Consider the following 19,400-nt stretch of genomic DNA (forward strand, 5'->3'; position numbering starts at 1 on the left):
GCGTGGCAAAAGACGATGTGATTGAAGTTGAAGGCAAAGTAGTCGATACGATGCCGAATGCAATGTTTACGGTTGAACTTGAAAATGGACATCAGATTTTAGCAACAGTTTCTGGTAAAATTCGTAAAAACTATATTCGTATTTTAGCGGGAGATCGTGTTACTGTTGAAATGAGTCCATATGACTTGACACGTGGACGTATCACTTACCGCTTTAAATAATCGAAAAACTTGGAGGGATAAGAAATGAAAGTAAGACCATCGGTCAAACCAATTTGCGAATACTGTAAAGTAATTCGTCGTAATGGTCGTGTTATGGTAATTTGCCCAGCAAATCCAAAACACAAACAACGTCAAGGATAAGATAGAAAGGAGAAAACATGGCTCGTATTGCTGGAGTTGATATTCCAAATGACAAACGCGTAGTTATCTCATTGACTTATGTCTACGGTATCGGACTTGCAACATCTCAAAAGATTTTGGCAGCTGCTGGAGTTTCAGAAGATATTCGTGTTCGTGACCTTACATCAGATCAAGAAGATGCTATCCGTCGTGAAGTGGATGCAATTAAAGTTGAAGGTGACCTTCGTCGTGAAGTGAACTTGAACATCAAACGTTTGATGGAAATCGGTTCATACCGTGGTATCCGTCACCGTCGTGGACTTCCTGTCCGTGGACAAAACACTAAAAACAACGCTCGCACTCGTAAAGGTAAAGCTGTTGCGATTGCTGGTAAGAAAAAATAATATAGGAGGTAAAAGTCTTGGCTAAACCAACACGTAAACGTCGTGTGAAAAAGAATATCGAATCTGGTATTGCTCATATTCACGCTACATTTAATAACACTATTGTTATGATTACTGATGTGCATGGTAATGCAATCGCTTGGTCATCAGCTGGTGCTCTTGGTTTCAAAGGTTCTCGTAAATCTACACCATTTGCTGCTCAAATGGCTTCAGAAGCTGCTGCTAAATCTGCACAAGAACACGGTCTTAAATCAGTTGAAGTTACTGTAAAAGGTCCAGGTTCTGGTCGTGAGTCAGCTATTCGTGCTCTTGCTGCCGCTGGTCTTGAAGTAACAGCAATTCGTGATGTGACTCCAGTGCCACACAATGGTGCTCGTCCTCCAAAACGTCGCCGTGTATAATCATTACCTTTACACTGCTTTTCGTTTAAGAGGGAGTAACTAAATGATCGAGTTTGAAAAACCAAATATAACAAAAATTGATGAAAATAAAGATTATGGCAAGTTTGTAATCGAACCACTAGAACGTGGATACGGTACAACACTTGGTAACTCTCTTCGTCGTGTACTTCTTGCTTCTCTTCCAGGAGCAGCTGTTACATCTATCGATATCGATGGAGTATTACATGAATTTGATACAATTCCTGGTGTTCGCGAAGACGTGATGCAAATCATTCTGAACATTAAAGGTATTGCAGTTAAATCATATGTAAAAGACGAAAAGACTATTGAACTTGATGTTGAAGGTCCTGCTGAAGTGACAGCCGGAGATATTTTAACTGATAGTGATATTGAAATCGTAAATCCAGATCATTATCTTTTCACAATCGGAGAAGGTGCTTCATTCAAAGCAACTATGACTGTAAACACTGGTCGCGGCTATGTACCTGCAGATGAAAATAAAAAAGATAATGCCCCAGTTGGAACACTTGCTGTAGATTCTATTTATACACCAGTTACAAAAGTTAACTATCAAGTTGAACCTGCTCGTGTAGGAAGCAATGATGGTTTCGACAAATTAACCCTTGAAATCTTGACAAATGGAACTATTATTCCAGAAGATGCTTTAGGGCTTTCAGCACGTATTTTGACAGAACATCTTGATTTGTTTACAAATCTTACAGAGATTGCAAAATCTGCAGAAGTGATGAAAGAAGCTGATACTGAATCGGACGACCGTATTTTGGAACGTACGATTGAGGAACTTGACTTGTCTGTACGCTCATATAACTGTTTGAAACGTGCTGGTATCAATACTGTGCATGATTTGACAGAAAAATCTGAAGCAGAGATGATGAAAGTAAGAAATCTTGGACGCAAGAGTTTGGAAGAAGTGAAACTCAAACTCATTGATTTGGGTCTTGGATTAAAAGATAAATAAAGGAGGAATACATGGCTTACCGTAAACTAGGACGCACTAGCTCACAACGTAAAGCAATGCTTCGCGATTTGACAACTGACCTTTTGATCAACGAATCAATCGTGACAACTGAAGCTCGTGCTAAAGAAATCCGTAAAACTGTTGAAAAAATGATTACTCTAGGTAAACGTGGTGATTTGCATGCACGTCGTCAAGCTGCTGCTTTCGTACGTAATGAAATCGCATCTGAAAACTATGATGAAGCAACTGATAAGTACACTTCTACTACAGCACTTCAAAAATTGTTCTCAGAAATCGCACCTCGTTACGCAGACCGTAACGGTGGATACACTCGTATCCTTAAAACTGAACCACGTCGTGGTGATGCAGCGCCAATGGCGATCATCGAATTAGTATAAAATCATCAATTTTGTTGAGTGTTATGATGATGGAGCCCTGTGCTCTTAGTCTAGCTCTGGTCTACCGCTAGGACTTTTGTCCTAGCGGGAACACTCATCATAAGATGGTAGGGTAGACGCTTGTTTACGAAATTGTTTTTCTTTTAAGAACAATTTCGTAAGCAGGCGTTTTTTAGTTTTTTTGAAATAAATGTGCTATACTGAGAAAAAAGAAAAATTTAGATATGGTTATTTTTCTATGATTTCAAAGATGGAGGACCGATATGAAAGCTATTATAACTGTGGTTGGAAAAGATAAGGGTGGTATTGTTGCAGGTGTTGCGACTAAGATTGCTGAATTAGGATTAAATATTGATGATATTTCACAAACTGTCTTGGATGAGTTCTTTACCATGATGGCTGTAGTATCCAGTGATGAAAAACAAGATTTTACTCAACTAAGAAATGAGTTTGAAGCTTTTGGACAGACTTTGAATGTCAAAATCAATATTCAGAGCGCGGCTATTTTCGATGCTATGTACAATATCTAGGAGGTGCTTATGGATATTAGACAAGTTACCGAAACTATTGCAATGATTGAAGAGCAGAATTTTGATATTCGTACCATTACCATGGGAATTTCTCTTCTTGATTGTATTGATCCAGATATTGATAAGGCTGCAGATAAAATATATGAAAAAGTTACGACCAAAGCGGCAAATTTAGTCGCTGTTGGTGATGAAATTGCTGCTGAGTTAGGTATACCTATTGTCAATAAACGTGTATCAGTAACACCGATTTCTCTAATTGGTGCTGCTACAGATTCAACGGACTATGTACCATTAGCCAAAGCTTTAGATAGAGCAGCAAAAGAAATCGGTGTAGATTTTATTGGGGGTTTTTCTGCCTTAGTTCAGAAAGGCTACCAAAAAGGAGACGAAATACTCATCAACTCGATTCCGCGTGCCTTAGCTGAAACTGATAAAGTTTGCTCTTCTGTCAATATCGGTTCAACCAAGTCAGGAATCAACATGACTGCTGTAGCTGATATGGGTCGAATTATCAAGGAAACTGCTAGTCTTTCTGATATGGGAGCTGCTAAATTAGTTGTATTTGCCAATGCAGTTGAAGACAATCCTTTTATGGCCGGAGCCTTTCATGGTGTTGGCGAAGCTGATGTTATTATTAATGTTGGTGTTTCAGGTCCTGGTGTAGTCAAACGTGCCTTAGAAAAAGTTCGCGGCCAAAGCTTTGATGTAGTTGCTGAAACTGTTAAAAAGACAGCCTTCAAGATTACTCGGATTGGTCAATTAGTTGGCCAGATGGCTAGTGAAAGACTAGGAGTTGATTTTGGGATTGTTGATTTGAGTTTAGCACCTACTCCTGCAGTGGGGGATTCTGTAGCTCGGGTTCTCGAGGAAATGGGTCTTGAAACAGTTGGGACTCATGGGACGACTGCCGCATTAGCTCTTTTAAATGACCAAGTAAAAAAAGGTGGTGTAATGGCTTGCAACCAAGTCGGTGGATTGTCAGGTGCTTTCATCCCAGTCTCAGAAGATGAGGGTATGATAGCAGCAGTGCAAAATGGCTCCCTAAATCTTGAGAAATTAGAAGCAATGACAGCTATCTGTTCAGTTGGTTTGGATATGATTGCCATTCCAGAAGATACTCCTGCAGAGACGATTGCAGCTATGATTGCGGATGAGGCAGCAATTGGTGTCATTAACATGAAGACAACGGCTGTTCGTATTATTCCAAAGGGTAAAGAAGGCGATATGATTGAGTTTGGAGGCCTATTGGGGACGGCGCCAGTAATGAAGGTCAACGGTGCTTCTTCAGTTGATTTCATTGCTCGTGGAGGTCAAATTCCAGCTCCAATCCATAGTTTTAAAAATTAATAAAAAAATAAAATGGTTTAAGGTCAATTTAAGGATGAGTGTGTATACTATAATCATTAAATGAAGACCTCCTAACTTTATTTAATAGAAATCCTAAACTTTTTCATAATAATCTCCTACAAAAGTCGCTCGTAAGAGTGGCTTTTGTTTTGTATTCTCAAAAAAACTAGTAAAATATCATTGATTCTGGTCAAATTTTTTAAGAATGGCTACTTTTTTCGAAGCCAAACCAGCCTAAAACCTTGCCATGATTGGCTTTTTGAAATTTTATGGTATAATAGTAGTAGTTTTATTAGATGGAGTATGATTTTTGAGAAAAAGCTTTCGTGTAAAAAAAGAGAAAGATTTCGACGCCATATTTAAAAAGGGAGCAAGTGTAGCTAATCGAAAATTTGTTATTTATCGATTAGAAAACAATGAAACACATTTTCGAGTAGGTTTATCAGTCAGTAAGAAGTTAGGAAATGCTGTGACAAGAAACCAAATCAAGAGAAGAATCCGGCATGTTCTCATTCAAAATAGCAATCAAATTGTTGATAATGTCGATTTTGTTGTGATTGCTCGAAAAGGCGTTGAACTACTAGAATATGCAGAAATTGAAAAAAATTTACTTCATGTTTTGAGATTAGCAAAGATTTACCAGGAAGGAAATAAGAGTGAAGAAGAAATTACAATTGACTAGTTTGTTAGGTTTGTCCTTGTTGGTAATGACTGCTTGTGCAACTAGTGAAGTGTCTGCTGATTCGGCAGACTTTTGGAGTAAACTTGTTTATTTTTTTGCTGAAACCATTCGATTTTTGTCATTTGATGTCAGCATTGGTTTAGGGATTATTCTTTTCACGGTTTTGATTAGAACAATACTGTTACCAGTATTTCAAACACAAATGGTGGCTTCCAGAAAAATGCAAGAGGCGCAACCTCTTATCAAAGAATTGCGCGAACGTTATCCAGGTCGTGACATGGAAAGTCGTACTAAGCTAGATCAGGAAACACGTAAATTATTTAAAGAATTAGGCATTAAACAATCCGCATCCTTCTGGCCGCTTTTGATTCAAATGCCAATTCTATTGGCTCTTTTCCAAGCTTTATCAAACGTAGATTTTTTGAAGACAGGCCACTTCTTATGGTTCAATCTAGGTGGAGCTGATACCACTTTCGTACTACCTATTTTAGCTGCCCTATTCACCTTCCTCAGTAGCTGGCTTTCAAATAAAGCTTTGCCTGAGAAAAATGGTGCAATGACAGGTATGATGTATGGCATGCCTGTTGTAATCTTCTTTTTTGCAATATCTGCTCCAAGTGGTGTCGCTCTTTACTGGGCGGTTTCAAATGCTTATCAAGTATTGCAAACTTACCTTTTGAACAACCCCTTCAAAATTATTGCAGAGCGTGAAGCAGATGTGCAAGCTAAGAAGGATTTAGAAGTTAAGAAAAGAAAAGCTCAAAAGAAAGCACAGAAAAAGAAAAAGTAAGGAGAAATCTGATAATGGTATTATTTACAGGTTCAACAGTTGAAGAAGCAATCCAAAAGGGATTGAATGAATTAAATATTCCGAGAATGAAAGCTCATATCAAAGTTGTTTCGAGAGAGAAAAAAGGACTTTTTGGACTTTTTGGGAAAAAACCAGCTCAAGTTGATATCGAAGCAATCAGTGAGACAACCGTTGTAAAAGCAAATCAGCAGGCTATCAAAGGCGTTCCAAAAGAAATTAATGATCAAAATGACCCAGTTAAAACAGTCAGTGAAGCGACAGTTGATTTAGGGCATGTAGTTGCAGCTATCAAGAAAATTGAAGAAGAAGGTCAAGAAATTTCTGAAGAAGTCAAGGCTGAAATTCTTAAAAACGATAAAGAAGCAAGTACGATTTTAGAGGAAACAGGGCATATTGCTGTTTTAAAAGAATTGGAACCTGAAGAAACTCAAGATAATGATGACGAAGAGCAAAGTAGTGATTTAGAAAACCTTGGTTTGAAAGTCGAACCAACTTATGACACTGAAAAGGTTGTTGAAGAAGTAACCAATTATGTTCAAGCGATTATCGATGATATGGATGTTGAGGGAACTATTTCTAGCACCTCTAACCGTCGCTCTATCAACATGCAAATTGATACGAATGAGCCAGGCCGTATTATTGGTTATCATGGTAAAGTTTTGAAATCTCTTCAACTTTTGGCACAAAATTACCTTTATAACCGTTATTCAAAAACTTTCTACATCACTATTAACGTGAATGACTATGTGGAACATCGTGCAGAAGTGTTGCAGAGCTATGCGCAAAAATTGGCTACACGTGTCTTGGAAGAAGGACGTAGTCAGATGACAGATCCAATGTCAAGTAGCGAACGTAAAATTATTCATCGCATCATCTCACGAATGGAAGGTGTAACGAGTTACTCGGAAGGTGATGAACCAAACCGTTACGTTGTAGTTGATACAGAATAAGATAAATAAAAGATCAGGTTTTTCCTGATTTTTTTTCTAACTAAAGAAGGAATCAAATGAAAGAAATCAAGGACTATCTTGCTTATCAAGGAGAACAGTACCGGAATCCTGACAAAGCAGGAGCTGAAAAGGATAAAATGCTAGACTTGCGTCAAAAAGGGCAGGAGGCACGAAAGTCATTTACTCACCTAGCTGAATGTTTTCAAGCTAGGCACACCGGTTGGAATTTACACCCAACCAGTCAATGGATGAATCAAGCGCAGAGACTACGCCCCCATTTCTGGGCTTATTTACAGAGAGAGGGTCATGTAACAGAGCCCATGATGGCCCTTCGTTTGTATGGAAATCCGAATAATTGGGGAATCTCTATAGAGGTCAGCTTTGTAGAGAGAAAGAAAGATGAGACTACCTTGTCAAAACAGGCTAAAATCTTGGATATCCCAGTGGTTGATGGAATCTATTATTGGGTTCAGAAAAACGATGAAAGCTATAGAGTACAAGCTACTGAAGAGAACAGACAACTTTTAAGACAACAATTATTCAATCAGGAGATTCGTAAGGTTTTAGTAAAAGTTGATATTCCAGTAGCCAATGAAGATACCCTAGATAAGGTTCTAGATGGACTTGATAGAGCTTTTGAAAAATTATTGCCTTACTATCAAGCGACCAGAAATTAATCTAATCGGCTGAGTCATTTTATAGTAAATTGTTTTATTGCTATTCTAGGTATTTTTTCATATAATAGTAAAATAGTATGAGTGGTATACTTATCACCTCAAAGAGAAAGGAAATTCTATGTCAAATCTATCTGTTAATGCGATTCGTTTTCTAGGTATTGACGCTATCAATAAAGCGAACTCAGGTCACCCAGGGGTGGTTATGGGAGTTGCACCTATGGCTTACAGCCTTTTCACTAAAGAACTTCGTATCAACCCAGCTCAACCAAACTGGATCAACCGCGACCGTTTTATTCTTTCAGCAGGTCATGGTTCAATGCTACTTTACGCCCTTCTTCATCTCTCTGGGTTTGAAGATGTAAGTATGGATGAGGTGAAGAACTTCCGTCAATGGGGTTCTAAAACTCCAGGTCACCCAGAATTTGGTCATACAGTAGGGGTTGATGCAACAACAGGTCCTCTAGGACAAGGGATTGCAACTGCGACTGGTTTTGCACAAGCAGAACGTTTCCTTGCAGCTAAGTATAACCGCGAAGGTTATAACATCTTTGACCACTACACATATGTTATTTGTGGAGATGGTGACTTGATGGAAGGTGTCTCAAGTGAAGCTGCATCTTATGCAGGTTTGCAAAAACTTGACAAGTTGGTTGTTCTTTATGACTCAAATGATATCAACTTGGATGGTGAGACAAAAGATTCCTTCACAGAAAGTGTTCGTGACCGTTACAATGCCTACGGTTGGCATACAGCATTGGTAGAAGATGGGACAGACTTAGAAGCTATTCATGCTGCTATTGAAGAAGCTAAGGCTTCTGGTAAACCATCTTTGATCGAAGTGAAAACTGTTATTGGTTATGGTTCTCCAAACAAACAAGGGACTAATGCCGTACACGGTGCTCCTCTTGGTGCAGACGAAACTGCAGCAACTCGCCAAGCACTTGGTTGGAACTATAAACCATTTGAAATTCCAGCGGAAGTTTATGCTGATTTCAAAGAAAATGTTGCAGACCGTGGTGCATCAGCATACGAAGCATGGACAAAACTAGTCGCAGATTATAAAGAAGCTCACCCAGAACTTGCTGCAGAAGTGGAAGCAATCATCGAAGGGCGTGATCCAGTTGAGGTGACTCCAGAAGACTTCCCGGCTTTAGAGAATGGCTTCTCTCAAGCAACTCGTAACTCAAGTCAAGATGCTTTGAATGTAGTGGCTGCTAAATTGCCAACTTTCCTTGGTGGATCAGCAGACCTTGCTCATTCAAATATGACTTATATCAAAACAGATGGACTCCAAGATGATGCAAATCGCTTGAATCGTAATATCCAATTTGGTGTTCGTGAATTTGCAATGGGTACCGTTTTGAACGGAATGGCTCTTCACGGTGGACTTCGAGTTTACGGTGGAACTTTCTTCGTATTCTCAGACTATCTTAAGGCGGCGGTTCGATTGTCAGCTCTACAAGGTCTTCCTGTAACATATGTCTTTACCCACGATTCAATCGCAGTTGGTGAAGATGGACCAACTCATGAACCAGTTGAGCACTTGGCAGGTCTTCGTGCAATTCCAAACCTCAATGTTTTCCGTCCAGCAGATGCGCGTGAAACTCAAGCCGCTTGGTATCTTGCAGTGAAGAGTGAGAAAACACCAACTGCCCTTGTCTTGACTCGTCAAAACTTGACTGTTGAGGAAGGAACAGACTTTGAAAAGGTTGCGAAAGGTGCTTACGTTGTATATGAAAATGCAGCAGACTTTGACACTATCTTGATTGCGACTGGTTCAGAAGTGAACTTAGCAGTAGCAGCTGCTAAGGAATTGGCAAGCCAAGGTGGAAAAGTTCGCGTAGTCAGCATGCCATCTACAGATGTTTTTGACGCACAAGATGCAGCCTATAAAGAAGAAATCTTACCAAATGCAGTTCGTCGCCGTGTAGCAGTCGAAATGGGAGCAACTCAAAACTGGTACAAATACGTGGGTCTTGACGGTGCCGTTCTTGGCATTGATAGCTTCGGCGCTTCTGCACCAGCACCAAAAGTTTTAGAAGAATATGGCTTTACAGTAGAAAATCTTGTAAAAGTCGTTCAAAATTTGAAATAAGCTTAAAAATCAGAGTGTAAACTCTGGTTTTTTATTGACCTAAAATCAAGGTGCAATCTTGTAAAAACAAGTGAAATTTGATATAGTAGTTTTATCTGAATTACAAAGGAGTAAAAAATAATGGGTGGGAATTTAACATTCTTGATTATGCTTGTTTTGATGTTCGGCTTGATGTTCTTCATGCAACGTTCTCAAAAGAAACAAGCTGAAAAACGTATGGAGAGCCTCAACAAACTTCAAAAAGGCTACGAAGTAATCACTATCGGTGGTCTCTACGGTACAGTCGACGAAGTTGATACTGAAAACAAAACGATTGTACTTGATGTAGACGGAGTATACTTGACTTTCGAATTAGGTGCAATTAGAACAGTTTTGCCAGTCAAAGAAGCTGTCACACCTGAAGGTGCAGTTATCGATGAAGGCAGTGCTATTGAAGAATAAAACGGGGTGGATCTCATACCCCTTTTTCTATGAAGATGAGGAACAACAATGAAGAAAGTTGTTTTTGTATGTCTTGGTAATATTTGCCGTAGTCCTATGGCAGAATTTGTTATGAAATCTTTAACCGATAAATATGAGATTCAAAGTAGAGCAACTTCTTCTTGGGAACATGGTAACCCAATTCACAAAGGAACTCAGAAAATTTTTAAATCTCACGAGATTCCTTACGATTCATCAAAAACATCACAGCAAATTTCTAAGGATGATTTTGAATATTTTGATTATGTCATTGGAATGGACGAGTCCAATCTTCTAGATTTGACTCGGATGTGTCCTCAAGATCAACTACATAAGCTAGAGGCATTTGCTTCTGAGGATGTTCCTGATCCATGGTATACAGGTGATTTTGATGAAACTTATGATCGAGTTTTAACTGGTTGCCAAGCTTGGCTAACACGTTTAGAAAATGAGGCAAAAAATGGATAATTTAAAGAAATTCTATGATAAATACAGTGTCTATATAACGCGTCCTCGTTTGGAAATTGCAACGGTAGTAGTCATAGCTCTTTGTGCTATATTTGTATTTGTGGGGAATATGCCTAAGCAAGGAGTTTTAAAATTGGATGGCGATTCACTAGTATATGACGGAAGTATTGTTCGTGGGAAGATGAACGGCCAAGGAACAATGACCTTCTCTAATGGAGATACCTACACCGGACAGTTTAAAAATGGCGCATTTAATGGGAAAGGAACCTACCAAGCTAAGGATGGATGGGTTTATGAAGGTGATTTTGTGAATGGCCAAGCTGAAGGAAAAGGGAAACTAACTACCGAGCAAGAAGTTGTCTATGAAGGCGACTTTAAACAAGGGCTCTTCCAACAAGCACAATAACCTCCTGAACTAAGAGGTCTTTTCTCAAGATTTCAAGAAAACGCTTCCTTGGTTTAAGAGTGGAAAAATAAATTAAAAACAAGTTTGTGAAAATAAAAAAATATAATAAGATTTTCACAAACCTCGGGGAAAGAATGCATTATAACGCGAATTTGAGAAAAAAATCACAAAAATATGAAAATTCTTTGTGAAATATCTATGAAACTGTTTACAAAGTAAAAAAAAAGAGTTATAATATACTTGTGAAAAATTTAACAAAGGTTTAAACCTTTAAGGCTATGGAGGAAAATATGGCTGATAAAAAAACTTTGACACCTGAGCAAAAACAACTCGCTGCTGAAAAGCATGTAGATGGATTAGTACAAAAAGCTTTGGTTGCACTTGACGAAATGCGCAAGTTGAACCAAGAGCAAGTTGACTACATCGTAGCAAAAGCATCTGTTGCTGCTCTTGATGCACACGGAATTCTTGCACAACATGCAGTTGAAGAAACTGGGCGTGGTGTATTCGAAGACAAGGCAACAAAAAACCTTTTTGCCTGTGAACACGTAGTAAACAATATGCGTGGCGTTAAAACAGTTGGAGTTATTGAAGAGGACCCAATTACAGGTCTGACTAAAATTGCAGAACCTGTAGGTGTAATCTGCGGTGTCACTCCAACAACAAACCCAACTTCAACAGCTATTTTCAAATCATTGATTGCTTTGAAAACGCGTAATCCAATCGTTTTCGCTTTCCACCCATCAGCTCAAGAATCATCAGCTCACGCAGCACAAATCGTTCGTGATGCAGCAATCGCAGCTGGTGCTCCTGAAAACTGTGTTCAATGGATTACAGAACCATCAATGGAAGCAACTGGAGCACTTATGAACCACGAAGGCGTTGCGACTATCCTCGCAACTGGTGGTAATGCCATGGTTAAAGCTGCTTACTCATGCGGTAAGCCAGCACTTGGGGTAGGTGCCGGGAATGTTCCTGCTTATGTAGAAAAATCTGCTGACCTCCGTCAAGCTGCTCATGATATCGTTATGTCTAAATCATTTGATAATGGTATGGTCTGTGCGTCAGAACAAGCAGTTATCATTGATAAAGAAGTTTATGATGAATTTGTAGAAGAATTCAAGTCATATCACACTTACTTTGTAAACAAGAAAGAAAAAGCTCTTCTTGAAGAATTCTGTTTCGGTGTGAAAGCTAACAGCAAAAACTGTGCTGGTGCTAAACTAAACGCAAACATCGTTGGTAAGCCAGCTGCATGGATTGCTGAACAAGCTGGATTCTCTGTTCCAGAAGGAACAAATATCTTGGCTGCAGAATGTGCAGAAGTAGGACCAAAAGAACCATTAACTCGTGAAAAATTATCACCAGTTATTGCAGTTCTTAAAGCTGAAGATACTGAAGATGGTCTTAAAAAAGCTCGTCAAATGGTTGAGTTCAATGGACTTGGTCACTCAGCAGCTATCCATACAAAAGACGAAGAACTTGCTAAACGTTTTGGTACAGAAATCAAAGCAATGCGTATTATCTGGAACTCTCCATCTACTTTCGGTGGTATCGGTGACGTATACAATGCCTTCATTCCATCATTGACACTTGGATGTGGTTCTTATGGACACAACTCAGTCGGTGATAACGTGAGTGCAATCAACCTTCTAAACATCAAGAAAGTAGGGAAACGTAGAAATAATATGCAATGGTTTAAAGTTCCTTCAAAAATTTACTTCGAACGCAATTCTATCCAATACCTTCAAACATGTGAAGATATCGAACGCGTTTTGATCGTTACAGATAAATCTATCGAGCGCCTTGGATTTGTTCAACGTGTTATTGACCAATTGAACAAACGTAGCAACCGTGTAACTGTCCAAGTCTTCTCAGATGTTGAACCAGATCCAGATATCACAACTGTAGAACGTGGTGCTGAAGTGATGAAAGCTTTCGAACCAGATACAATCATCGCACTTGGTGGTGGTTCTCCAATGGATGCAGCTAAAGTAATGTGGCTCTTCTACGAACAACCACAAATCGACTTCCGTGACTTGGTTCAAAAATTCATGGATATCCGTAAACGTGCCTTCCGCTTCCCATCTCTTGGTAAGAAAGCGAAATACATCGGGATTCCAACAACTTCAGGTACAGGTTCAGAAGTAACACCATTTGCCGTTATCTCTGATAAGAAAAACAACCGTAAATATCCTTTGGCTGACTACTCATTGACACCAACTATTGCGATTGTTGACCCTGCTTTGGTTGAAACAGTTCCTGACTTCATCGCTGCAGACACTGGTATGGACGTCTTGACCCACGCGACTGAAGCATATACTTCAAACTTTGCCAACGATTATACAGACGGTATCGCCCTTCAAACAATCAAACTTGTCTTTGAATGGTTGGAAAAATCTGTTAAAACAGCTGACCCAGAAGCTCGTGAAAAAATGCATAATGCTTCTACAATGGCTGGTATGGCCTTCGCCAATGCCTTCCTTGGCATGAGCCACTCAATGGCTCACAAGATCGGTGGGGTTCACCACACTGTTCACGGACGTACAAACGCAATCTTGCTTCCATACGTTATCCGTTACAACGGTACTCGCCCATCTAAGACTACTACATGGCCTAAATACAACTACTGGAAAGCTGATGAGAAATTCCAAGACATTGCTAGAATGCTTGGCTTGCCTCACTCAACTCCAGAAGAAGCAGTTGAAGCATACGCTAAAGCTGTTTACGACCTTGGTGTTGCAGTAGGTATCAAGATGAACTTCAAGGATCAAGGAATTGATGAAAAAGCTTGGAAAGACAGCTTGCATGAAATTGCCTTGCTCGCATATGAAGACCAATGTTCACCTGCAAACCCACGCTTGCCAATGGTAGCTGACATGGAAGAAATCATGGCAGATGCTTACTATGGTTATGCAGAACGTCCAGGACGTCGTAAATAATAGATTATCAGCCTAGAGGCAGGAGTTATCCTGTCTCTTTTTTGATTTTTCATGAAACCAAAATTTTATAAGGAATCATGATGTGGTAGAGTGAAGGCTTTTACTAAGGTGTCTTAGTAAAATAAGAGGAATTGAAAAGTATAAAACTAAAGTGAAAATCAACGCCCGCACTTGCAATAAAACTAAAATAGTTATATAATAGGTTTGTTGAAAGGTGATTTGTAGTGATTCAAGTTACTCTTTTCACAATAAAATTTTCATGATTTTCATAAGGAGGAAATCACTAATGGTAGTTAAAGTTGGTATTAACGGTTTCGGTCGTATCGGTCGTCTTGCTTTCCGTCGTATCCAAAACGTAGAAGGTGTTGAAGTTACTCGCATCAACGACCTTACAGATCCAGTTATGCTTGCACACTTGTTGAAATATGACACAACTCAAGGTCGTTTCGACGGTACTGTGGAAGTTAAAGAAGGTGGATTCGAAGTTAACGGTAAATTCGTTAAAGTTTCTGCTGAACGCGATCCAGAACAAATCGACTGGGCTAACGACGGTGTAGAAATCGTTCTTGAAGCAACTGGTTTCTTTGCTACTAAAGCGGCTGCTGAAAAACACTTGCATGCTGGTGGTGCTAAGAAAGTTGTTATCACTGCTCCTGGTGGATCAGATGTTAAAACAGTCGTATTTAACACTAACCACGATATTCTTGATGGTACTGAAACAGTTATCTCAGGTGCTTCATGTACTACAAACTGCTTGGCTCCAATGGCTAAAGCTCTTCAAGATAACTTCGGTGTTGTTGAAGGATTGATGACTACTATCCACGCTTACACTGGTGACCAAATGATTCTTGACGGTCCACACCGTAAAGGTGACCTTCGTCGTGCTCGTGCTGGTGCTGCTAACATCGTTCCTAACTCAACTGGTGCTGCTAAAGCAATCGGTTTGGTTATCCCTGAATTGAACGGTAAATTGGACGGAGCTGCACAACGCGTTCCTACTCCAACTGGATCAGTTACTGAATTGGTAGTTGTTCTCGAAAAGAACGTTACTGTTGATGAAGTAAATGCAGCTATGAAAGCAGTAGCTAACGAATCATACGGTTACACTGAAGATCCAATCGTTTCTTCAGACGTTGTAGGTATGTCTTACGGATCATTGTTTGACGCAACTCAAACTAAAGTTCTTGACGTTGACGGTAAACAATTGGTTAAAGTTGTTTCATGGTATGACAACGAAATGTCTTATACTGCACAACTTGTTCGTACTCTTGAATACTTCGCAAAAATTGCTAAATAATTTCTGAGTCGAAAAAGCAAGACCTATTGGTCTTGCTTTTTTAGTATTAGTGAAGAAAAATGGATGATTTTATCATCCATTTTGTTTTAATTCTCTTTCAAATGTATCTGAAAGTGCAGTAAAGCTTAATTTGTTTAAAGTTAGAGGGTGGATAAAGGATAGTTTAAATGCGTGCAGCATCAGTCTGCTAACTTTTGAATGTGAGTTGTAGAGAGGGTCTCCAAGAATTGGATGTCCGTGGTGAGATAGGTGAACTCGGATCTGATGGGTTCGTCCCGTTTTTAATTTGCAACGAATAAGACTAGTTTTGTTCGTTGCAAATTGTTTCAAACGAGTTACTTGGGTTTCAGCGTATTGGCCATTTTTTTGATCCACTACCCGTTTCCTACGGTCGTGACGATTGCGACCAATTTTATCTCGGAAGACAAGCTCTTTAGCCTCTATTTTTCCGTCAACTAGAGCCCAGTATTCTCGGGAAATCTCTTTCTTTTCTAATAAGCGATTAAGGATAGGAAGAATGAATGGATTCTTAGCAAACAATACGAGACCACTTGTTTCCATATCTAGTCTATGGACAACATAGCAAGTTTGACCAACATAGGCGCTGACATGATTAAGAAGAGCAATCTCATCGGGCTGATTCCCATGTGTTTTCATGCCCTCGGGTTTATTTACGATAATTAAATGTTGGTCTTGATAGATTTCATTTACAAGTTTGGGGTTGCCCAAAGCAATTTCTTTTGTAGGATAATCTTCCTCATCGAAAATCAATTGACATTCATCCCCAGACTTGATCGTTTGATGCCAATGCACCTCTTCTTGATTAATGAGGATGTGTTTCTTGGTTCTCAAAAAGTGCCTTATTTTTCGAGGGATTAACAGCTGTTCTTCCAGAAAAAGTTTAACTGTCATTTCAGGTAGAGACTCAGGGATAGTAAAGGTAAATTTCATACTGATATTGTAACAAAAATCAGTTTATTTGGACAGGGGAACTAGCAAAATTCTTGTCTTCCTATGGGGAAGATGATAAAATATACGCATGAAATTAGATACCTTATTTGAAAAATTTCTTTCCTTATTTAAGAAAGAAGAATCTGAAATTGAAGAAACAGAAATGAATGAAGTCGAACAAGAAGAAAATGTGTCGAGCAACTTACGACGTTCAAGAGCAGGGCGAAAGAAATCTGGGACAGTTGGTCCTATTCGAAAATTCTGGCGTCGTTATCATTTGACAAAGATCTTTCTGATTATAGGACTAAGTGCTAGCCTTTTTGTTGGGGTCTATCTATTTGCGCTAGCAAAATCGACGAATGTTACAGACTTACAAAATGCTTTAAAAACACGTACTCTGATTTTTGACAGAGAAGAAAAAGAAGCAGGCGCCCTGTCAGGTCAAAAAGGCACCTATGTCGAACTTTCGGATATTAGTGAAGATTTGCAGAATGCTGTTATTGCGACAGAAGATAGAAGTTTCTATAAAAATAGTGGAATTAACTATGCTCGTTTTTTTCTAGCGATAGTGACGGCTGGACGCTCAGGTGGTGGTTCTACAATAACTCAGCAGTTGGCGAAAAATGCCTATCTTTCTCAAGACCAAACTGTACAGAGAAAGGCAAAAGAATTCTTTCTAGCTTTAGAGCTAACTAAAAAGTATAGTAAGAAAGAGATCCTGGCTATGTACTTGAACAATGCCTACTTCGGGAATGGGGTTTGGGGTGTTGAAGATGCAAGTAAAAAATACTTTGGGGTTTCAGCTTCTCAACTGACGCTTGATGAAGCTGCGACTTTAGCAGGAATGCTGAAAGGACCGGAATTATACAACCCTTTGAATTCTATTGAAGATTCTACTAACCGTAGAGACACCGTCTTACAAAACATGGTCGCTGCTGGCTATATTGATAAGGACAAAGAAGCGGAAGCTTCGGGTGTTGACATGGCATCTCAACTGCAGGATGCTTATAAAGGTAAAGTTTCAGACTACCGATATCCATCCTATTTTGATGCTGTTGTTAATGAAGCAATTGAAAAGTATAATTTAACTGAAGAAGAAATTGTGAACAACGGCTATCGTATATATACGGAATTAGATCAGAATTACCAGGCTAATATGCAGGTCATTTATGAAAACACAGATCTCTTTCCAACCGCAGAAGATGGAACTCATGCTGAGTCAGGCAGTGTCGCTCTAGAACCAAAAACAGGAGGAGTTCGCGGAGTTGTTGGTCGTGTAGCAGGAGATGATAAAGCGGGCTTCCGAAATTTCAACTATGCAACTCAATCAAAAAGAAGCCCAGGTTCAACTATTAAGCCCTTAGTTGTCTATACCCCAGCAGTCGAAGCTGGTTGGGCTCTAAATAAAGAGTTGGATAATCATACTATGGAGTATGGTGATTACAAGGTAGATAACTACGCAGGTATCAAAACATCTCCTGAAGTTCCAATGTACCAAGCTTTAGCTGAGTCCCTAAACCTCCCTGCCGTAGCAACAGTTAAACAACTTGGCATCGACAAGGCTTTTGAATCAGGTGAAAAATTTGGACTTGATTTAACGAATGTGGATCGTGTGTTGGGTGTTGCCCTGGGTGGTGGTGTGGAAACTAGTCCACTACAAATGGCACAAGCTTATGCAGCATTTGCAAACGAAGGTTTGATGCCTGAAGCACATTTTATTACTCGCATTGAAAATGCAAGTGGGCAAGTCATTGCTACGCATAAGAATTCTCAAAAACGAGTGATAGACAAGTCCGTAGCGGATAAAATGACTAGCATGATGCTAGGAACCTTCACAAATGGTACAGGAATAAGTTCTTCACCTGATGGTTATGTTATGGCTGGGAAAACTGGAACGACAGAGACTGCTTTTAACCCAGAATATACGAGTGACCAATGGGTTGTTGGGTATACACCTGATGTAGTCATTAGTCACTGGCTTGGTTTCCCGACTACCGATGAAAACCATTATCTAGCAGGTTCGACATCAAATGGCGCCGCTCATATTTTTAGAAGTATGGCAGAAACAATTCTTCCTTATACGCCAGGAAGCACCTTTACTGTTGAGAATGCTTATGAACTAAACGGTATAGCTCCTAGAAATTCTCAAAATCAAGCAACTGACAATGGTGGTGCGCAATCAAGTGATTCTATAACTGATATCCGAGATCGAGCCCAGAATCTTATTGATGAAGCAGAAAAAGCTATTTCAGATGCAAAAATTAAAGAAAAGGCAAAAACTGTCTGGGATACAATTGTAGATTTGTTCCAATAAATTTTTAAAAGACAAGAGCAAAACTCTTGTCTTTTTTATATCCTAAAAAGCCCCAAAACACTTCCCAATGAAATATCAAACATTCAAAAAAATAAAATCAGGTAAGATAAGTAACAAAATAGAAGAAATGTCATAAATTATCTCTACCTCTGCTATACTAATGGCAGAAAAGGAGAATGATTATGTTAGAAATGAATTACCAAGAAGTGAAAGCTATTGTACACAAATGTAGAAAAGAATACTACCTTCATTTATGGGAAAAAGAAGATTGGGATCAAGAAGGAATGATTTGCCTTCATGAACTATTAGAAAATTACCCAGAATTTGAAGAGAAAAAAGATAAACAATTCTATATTTACTTTAAAACAAAATTTCGGAATCGAATTCTAGATGCAGTCCGAAAGCAAGAAAGCTATAAAAGAAAATTGGATCGTCAAACCTATGAGGAAGTGAGCGAAATTAGTCACAGATTACGTGAAGGAGGTCTGTGCTTAGATGATTCCTATGCTCTCCAAGAAATGCTTAAGAAATACGAATCTGGATTAGGAAAGGAGAAGCGAGAACATTTCGAGCGATTATTAGCAGATGAACGATTCAAAGGTAGAAAAGCAATGCTTAAAGAATTACAACTGGTTTTAAAAGATTTCGCTCCAAAATAATAAAAATAATTCAAACCAGTTGACAAGCGTCAAAAAGTAGGTATAATAGAAAGAGTTGACAAGCTCAGGGTCCGTTGGTCAAGGGGTTAAGACACCGCCTTTTCACGGCGGTAACACGGGTTCGAATCCCGTACGGACTATGTGTGTATCGCGGTTGAAGGAAACAGGTTATAAAAAAAGTTAAAAAAACCTGTTGACAGAGAAAAATGACTGTGATATACTAATATAGTTGTCGCAAGCGCGACAAAGACCTTTGAAAACTGAACAAGACGAACCAATGTGCAGGGCA

Annotated in this window: 21 protein-coding genes and 1 tRNA gene; 21 read left to right on the forward strand and 1 reads right to left on the reverse strand. The window is 39.2% G+C overall.

Going from position 1 to position 19,400, the window contains the following annotated elements; translation table 11 throughout:
• The first annotated feature begins 2 nt into the window (after positions 1–2).
• The 18 genes from infA to gap all read left to right on the forward strand — a co-directional run bounded on the left by infA (position 3) and on the right by gap (position 15,187).
• Positions 3–221 carry a translation initiation factor IF-1 gene (gene infA, locus QM810_RS08905; RefSeq protein ID WP_001029883.1) on the forward strand — a complete coding sequence of 73 codons (219 nt, stop codon included), beginning with the start codon at positions 3–5 and terminating at the stop codon, positions 219–221.
• A 24-nt stretch (positions 222–245) separates the two neighbouring features.
• Positions 246–362 carry a 50S ribosomal protein L36 gene (rpmJ, locus tag QM810_RS08910; RefSeq protein WP_001808836.1) on the forward strand — a complete coding sequence of 39 codons (117 nt, stop codon included), beginning with the start codon at positions 246–248 and terminating at the stop codon, positions 360–362.
• Positions 363–379: 17 nt separating this feature from the next.
• Positions 380–745, forward strand: coding sequence for a 30S ribosomal protein S13 (gene rpsM, locus QM810_RS08915; protein ID WP_004251117.1), 366 nt, complete (start codon positions 380–382; stop codon positions 743–745).
• A gap of 17 nt (positions 746–762) precedes the next feature.
• Positions 763–1,146 carry a 30S ribosomal protein S11 gene (rpsK, locus tag QM810_RS08920; protein ID WP_001118385.1) on the forward strand — a complete coding sequence of 128 codons (384 nt, stop codon included), beginning with the start codon at positions 763–765 and terminating at the stop codon, positions 1,144–1,146.
• Between the two features lie 43 nt (positions 1,147–1,189).
• Positions 1,190–2,125 (forward strand): DNA-directed RNA polymerase subunit alpha, encoded by a 936-nt coding sequence (locus QM810_RS08925; RefSeq protein WP_004251121.1) that lies wholly within the window; start codon positions 1,190–1,192, stop codon positions 2,123–2,125.
• A gap of 11 nt (positions 2,126–2,136) precedes the next feature.
• Entirely contained in the window at positions 2,137–2,523 is a 387-nt protein-coding gene (rplQ, locus tag QM810_RS08930; protein WP_004251124.1) for a 50S ribosomal protein L17, read from the forward strand.
• Positions 2,524–2,786: 263 nt separating this feature from the next.
• Positions 2,787–3,053, forward strand: coding sequence for an ACT domain-containing protein (locus tag QM810_RS08935; RefSeq protein ID WP_024054117.1), 267 nt, complete (start codon positions 2,787–2,789; stop codon positions 3,051–3,053).
• 9 nt (positions 3,054–3,062) lie between these two features.
• Positions 3,063–4,400 (forward strand): PFL family protein, encoded by a 1,338-nt coding sequence (locus QM810_RS08940; protein ID WP_414254594.1) that lies wholly within the window; start codon positions 3,063–3,065, stop codon positions 4,398–4,400.
• A gap of 310 nt (positions 4,401–4,710) precedes the next feature.
• Positions 4,711–5,082 (forward strand): ribonuclease P protein component, encoded by a 372-nt coding sequence (gene rnpA, locus QM810_RS08945; RefSeq protein WP_178895568.1) that lies wholly within the window; start codon positions 4,711–4,713, stop codon positions 5,080–5,082.
• Positions 5,057–5,872, forward strand: a complete 816-nt coding sequence (locus tag QM810_RS08950) for a YidC/Oxa1 family membrane protein insertase (RefSeq protein ID WP_414254595.1) — start codon at positions 5,057–5,059, stop codon at positions 5,870–5,872. Before rnpA ends, QM810_RS08950 begins: the two co-directional genes overlap by 26 nt.
• 14 nt (positions 5,873–5,886) lie before the next feature.
• Positions 5,887–6,843 (forward strand): RNA-binding cell elongation regulator Jag/EloR, encoded by a 957-nt coding sequence (gene jag, locus QM810_RS08955; protein ID WP_414254596.1) that lies wholly within the window; start codon positions 5,887–5,889, stop codon positions 6,841–6,843.
• Between the two features lie 56 nt (positions 6,844–6,899).
• Entirely contained in the window at positions 6,900–7,520 is a 621-nt protein-coding gene (locus tag QM810_RS08960) for a ribonuclease P (protein WP_414254597.1), read from the forward strand.
• 118 nt (positions 7,521–7,638) lie between these two features.
• A complete protein-coding gene (gene tkt / locus QM810_RS08965) occupies positions 7,639–9,615 on the forward strand; it encodes a transketolase (protein ID WP_414254598.1) in 1,977 nt (658 codons plus the stop codon).
• Between the two features lie 120 nt (positions 9,616–9,735).
• Positions 9,736–10,056, forward strand: a complete 321-nt coding sequence (gene yajC / locus QM810_RS08970; protein WP_414254599.1) for a preprotein translocase subunit YajC — start codon at positions 9,736–9,738, stop codon at positions 10,054–10,056.
• Between the two features lie 48 nt (positions 10,057–10,104).
• Entirely contained in the window at positions 10,105–10,542 is a 438-nt protein-coding gene (locus QM810_RS08975) for a low molecular weight protein-tyrosine-phosphatase (protein ID WP_414254600.1), read from the forward strand.
• A complete protein-coding gene (locus tag QM810_RS08980; protein WP_414254601.1) occupies positions 10,535–10,948 on the forward strand; it encodes a hypothetical protein in 414 nt (137 codons plus the stop codon). The genes QM810_RS08975 and QM810_RS08980 overlap by 8 nt, the downstream gene beginning before the upstream one ends.
• Positions 10,949–11,238: 290 nt before the next feature.
• Positions 11,239–13,890, forward strand: a complete 2,652-nt coding sequence (gene adhE, locus QM810_RS08985; protein ID WP_414254602.1) for a bifunctional acetaldehyde-CoA/alcohol dehydrogenase — start codon at positions 11,239–11,241, stop codon at positions 13,888–13,890.
• A 286-nt stretch (positions 13,891–14,176) separates the two neighbouring features.
• Positions 14,177–15,187 (forward strand): type I glyceraldehyde-3-phosphate dehydrogenase, encoded by a 1,011-nt coding sequence (gene gap, locus QM810_RS08990; RefSeq protein ID WP_006154814.1) that lies wholly within the window; start codon positions 14,177–14,179, stop codon positions 15,185–15,187.
• A gap of 72 nt (positions 15,188–15,259) precedes the next feature.
• Here the strand turns inward: gap and QM810_RS08995 are convergent, their stop codons facing one another.
• Positions 15,260–16,138 (reverse strand): RluA family pseudouridine synthase, encoded by an 879-nt coding sequence (locus QM810_RS08995; RefSeq protein ID WP_302851393.1) that lies wholly within the window; start codon positions 16,136–16,138, stop codon positions 15,260–15,262.
• Between the two features lie 88 nt (positions 16,139–16,226).
• Between QM810_RS08995 and pbp2a the strand changes: the two genes are divergently transcribed.
• From pbp2a to QM810_RS09010, 3 genes are all read left to right on the forward strand, one after another.
• Positions 16,227–18,452, forward strand: a complete 2,226-nt coding sequence (pbp2a, locus tag QM810_RS09000) for a penicillin-binding protein PBP2A (protein ID WP_414254603.1) — start codon at positions 16,227–16,229, stop codon at positions 18,450–18,452.
• A 182-nt stretch (positions 18,453–18,634) separates the two neighbouring features.
• Positions 18,635–19,111 carry a sigma-70 family RNA polymerase sigma factor gene (locus QM810_RS09005; protein WP_414254604.1) on the forward strand — a complete coding sequence of 159 codons (477 nt, stop codon included), beginning with the start codon at positions 18,635–18,637 and terminating at the stop codon, positions 19,109–19,111.
• Between the two features lie 68 nt (positions 19,112–19,179).
• A tRNA-Glu gene (locus QM810_RS09010) sits at positions 19,180–19,251 on the forward strand.
• Positions 19,252–19,400: the final 149 nt, after the last annotated feature.

Origin of the sequence: Streptococcus infantis, from assembly GCF_047464155.1 — a bacterium.
GTDB classification, from domain to species: domain Bacteria; phylum Bacillota; class Bacilli; order Lactobacillales; family Streptococcaceae; genus Streptococcus; species Streptococcus infantis_U.

What these genes read in the sequence shown, in the direction of transcription:
- rpmJ (WP_001808836.1), top strand. Translation starts at nt 246, where the DNA reads ATGAAAGTAAGACCATCGGTCAAACCAATTTGCGAATACTGTAAAGTA.
- rpsM (WP_004251117.1), top strand. Translation starts at nt 380, where the DNA reads ATGGCTCGTATTGCTGGAGTTGATATTCCAAATGACAAACGCGTAGTT.
- QM810_RS08925 (WP_004251121.1), top strand. Translation starts at nt 1,190, where the DNA reads ATGATCGAGTTTGAAAAACCAAATATAACAAAAATTGATGAAAATAAA.
- rplQ (WP_004251124.1), top strand. Translation starts at nt 2,137, where the DNA reads ATGGCTTACCGTAAACTAGGACGCACTAGCTCACAACGTAAAGCAATG.
- QM810_RS08935 (WP_024054117.1), top strand. Translation starts at nt 2,787, where the DNA reads ATGAAAGCTATTATAACTGTGGTTGGAAAAGATAAGGGTGGTATTGTT.
- QM810_RS08940 (WP_414254594.1), top strand. Translation starts at nt 3,063, where the DNA reads ATGGATATTAGACAAGTTACCGAAACTATTGCAATGATTGAAGAGCAG.
- jag (WP_414254596.1), top strand. Translation starts at nt 5,887, where the DNA reads ATGGTATTATTTACAGGTTCAACAGTTGAAGAAGCAATCCAAAAGGGA.
- QM810_RS08960 (WP_414254597.1), top strand. Translation starts at nt 6,900, where the DNA reads ATGAAAGAAATCAAGGACTATCTTGCTTATCAAGGAGAACAGTACCGG.
- tkt (WP_414254598.1), top strand. Translation starts at nt 7,639, where the DNA reads ATGTCAAATCTATCTGTTAATGCGATTCGTTTTCTAGGTATTGACGCT.
- yajC (WP_414254599.1), top strand. Translation starts at nt 9,736, where the DNA reads ATGGGTGGGAATTTAACATTCTTGATTATGCTTGTTTTGATGTTCGGC.
- QM810_RS08975 (WP_414254600.1), top strand. Translation starts at nt 10,105, where the DNA reads ATGAAGAAAGTTGTTTTTGTATGTCTTGGTAATATTTGCCGTAGTCCT.
- QM810_RS08980 (WP_414254601.1), top strand. Translation starts at nt 10,535, where the DNA reads ATGGATAATTTAAAGAAATTCTATGATAAATACAGTGTCTATATAACG.
- adhE (WP_414254602.1), top strand. Translation starts at nt 11,239, where the DNA reads ATGGCTGATAAAAAAACTTTGACACCTGAGCAAAAACAACTCGCTGCT.
- gap (WP_006154814.1), top strand. Translation starts at nt 14,177, where the DNA reads ATGGTAGTTAAAGTTGGTATTAACGGTTTCGGTCGTATCGGTCGTCTT.
- QM810_RS08995 (WP_302851393.1), bottom strand. Translation starts at nt 16,138, where the DNA reads ATGAAATTTACCTTTACTATCCCTGAGTCTCTACCTGAAATGACAGTT.
- pbp2a (WP_414254603.1), top strand. Translation starts at nt 16,227, where the DNA reads ATGAAATTAGATACCTTATTTGAAAAATTTCTTTCCTTATTTAAGAAA.
- QM810_RS09005 (WP_414254604.1), top strand. Translation starts at nt 18,635, where the DNA reads ATGTTAGAAATGAATTACCAAGAAGTGAAAGCTATTGTACACAAATGT.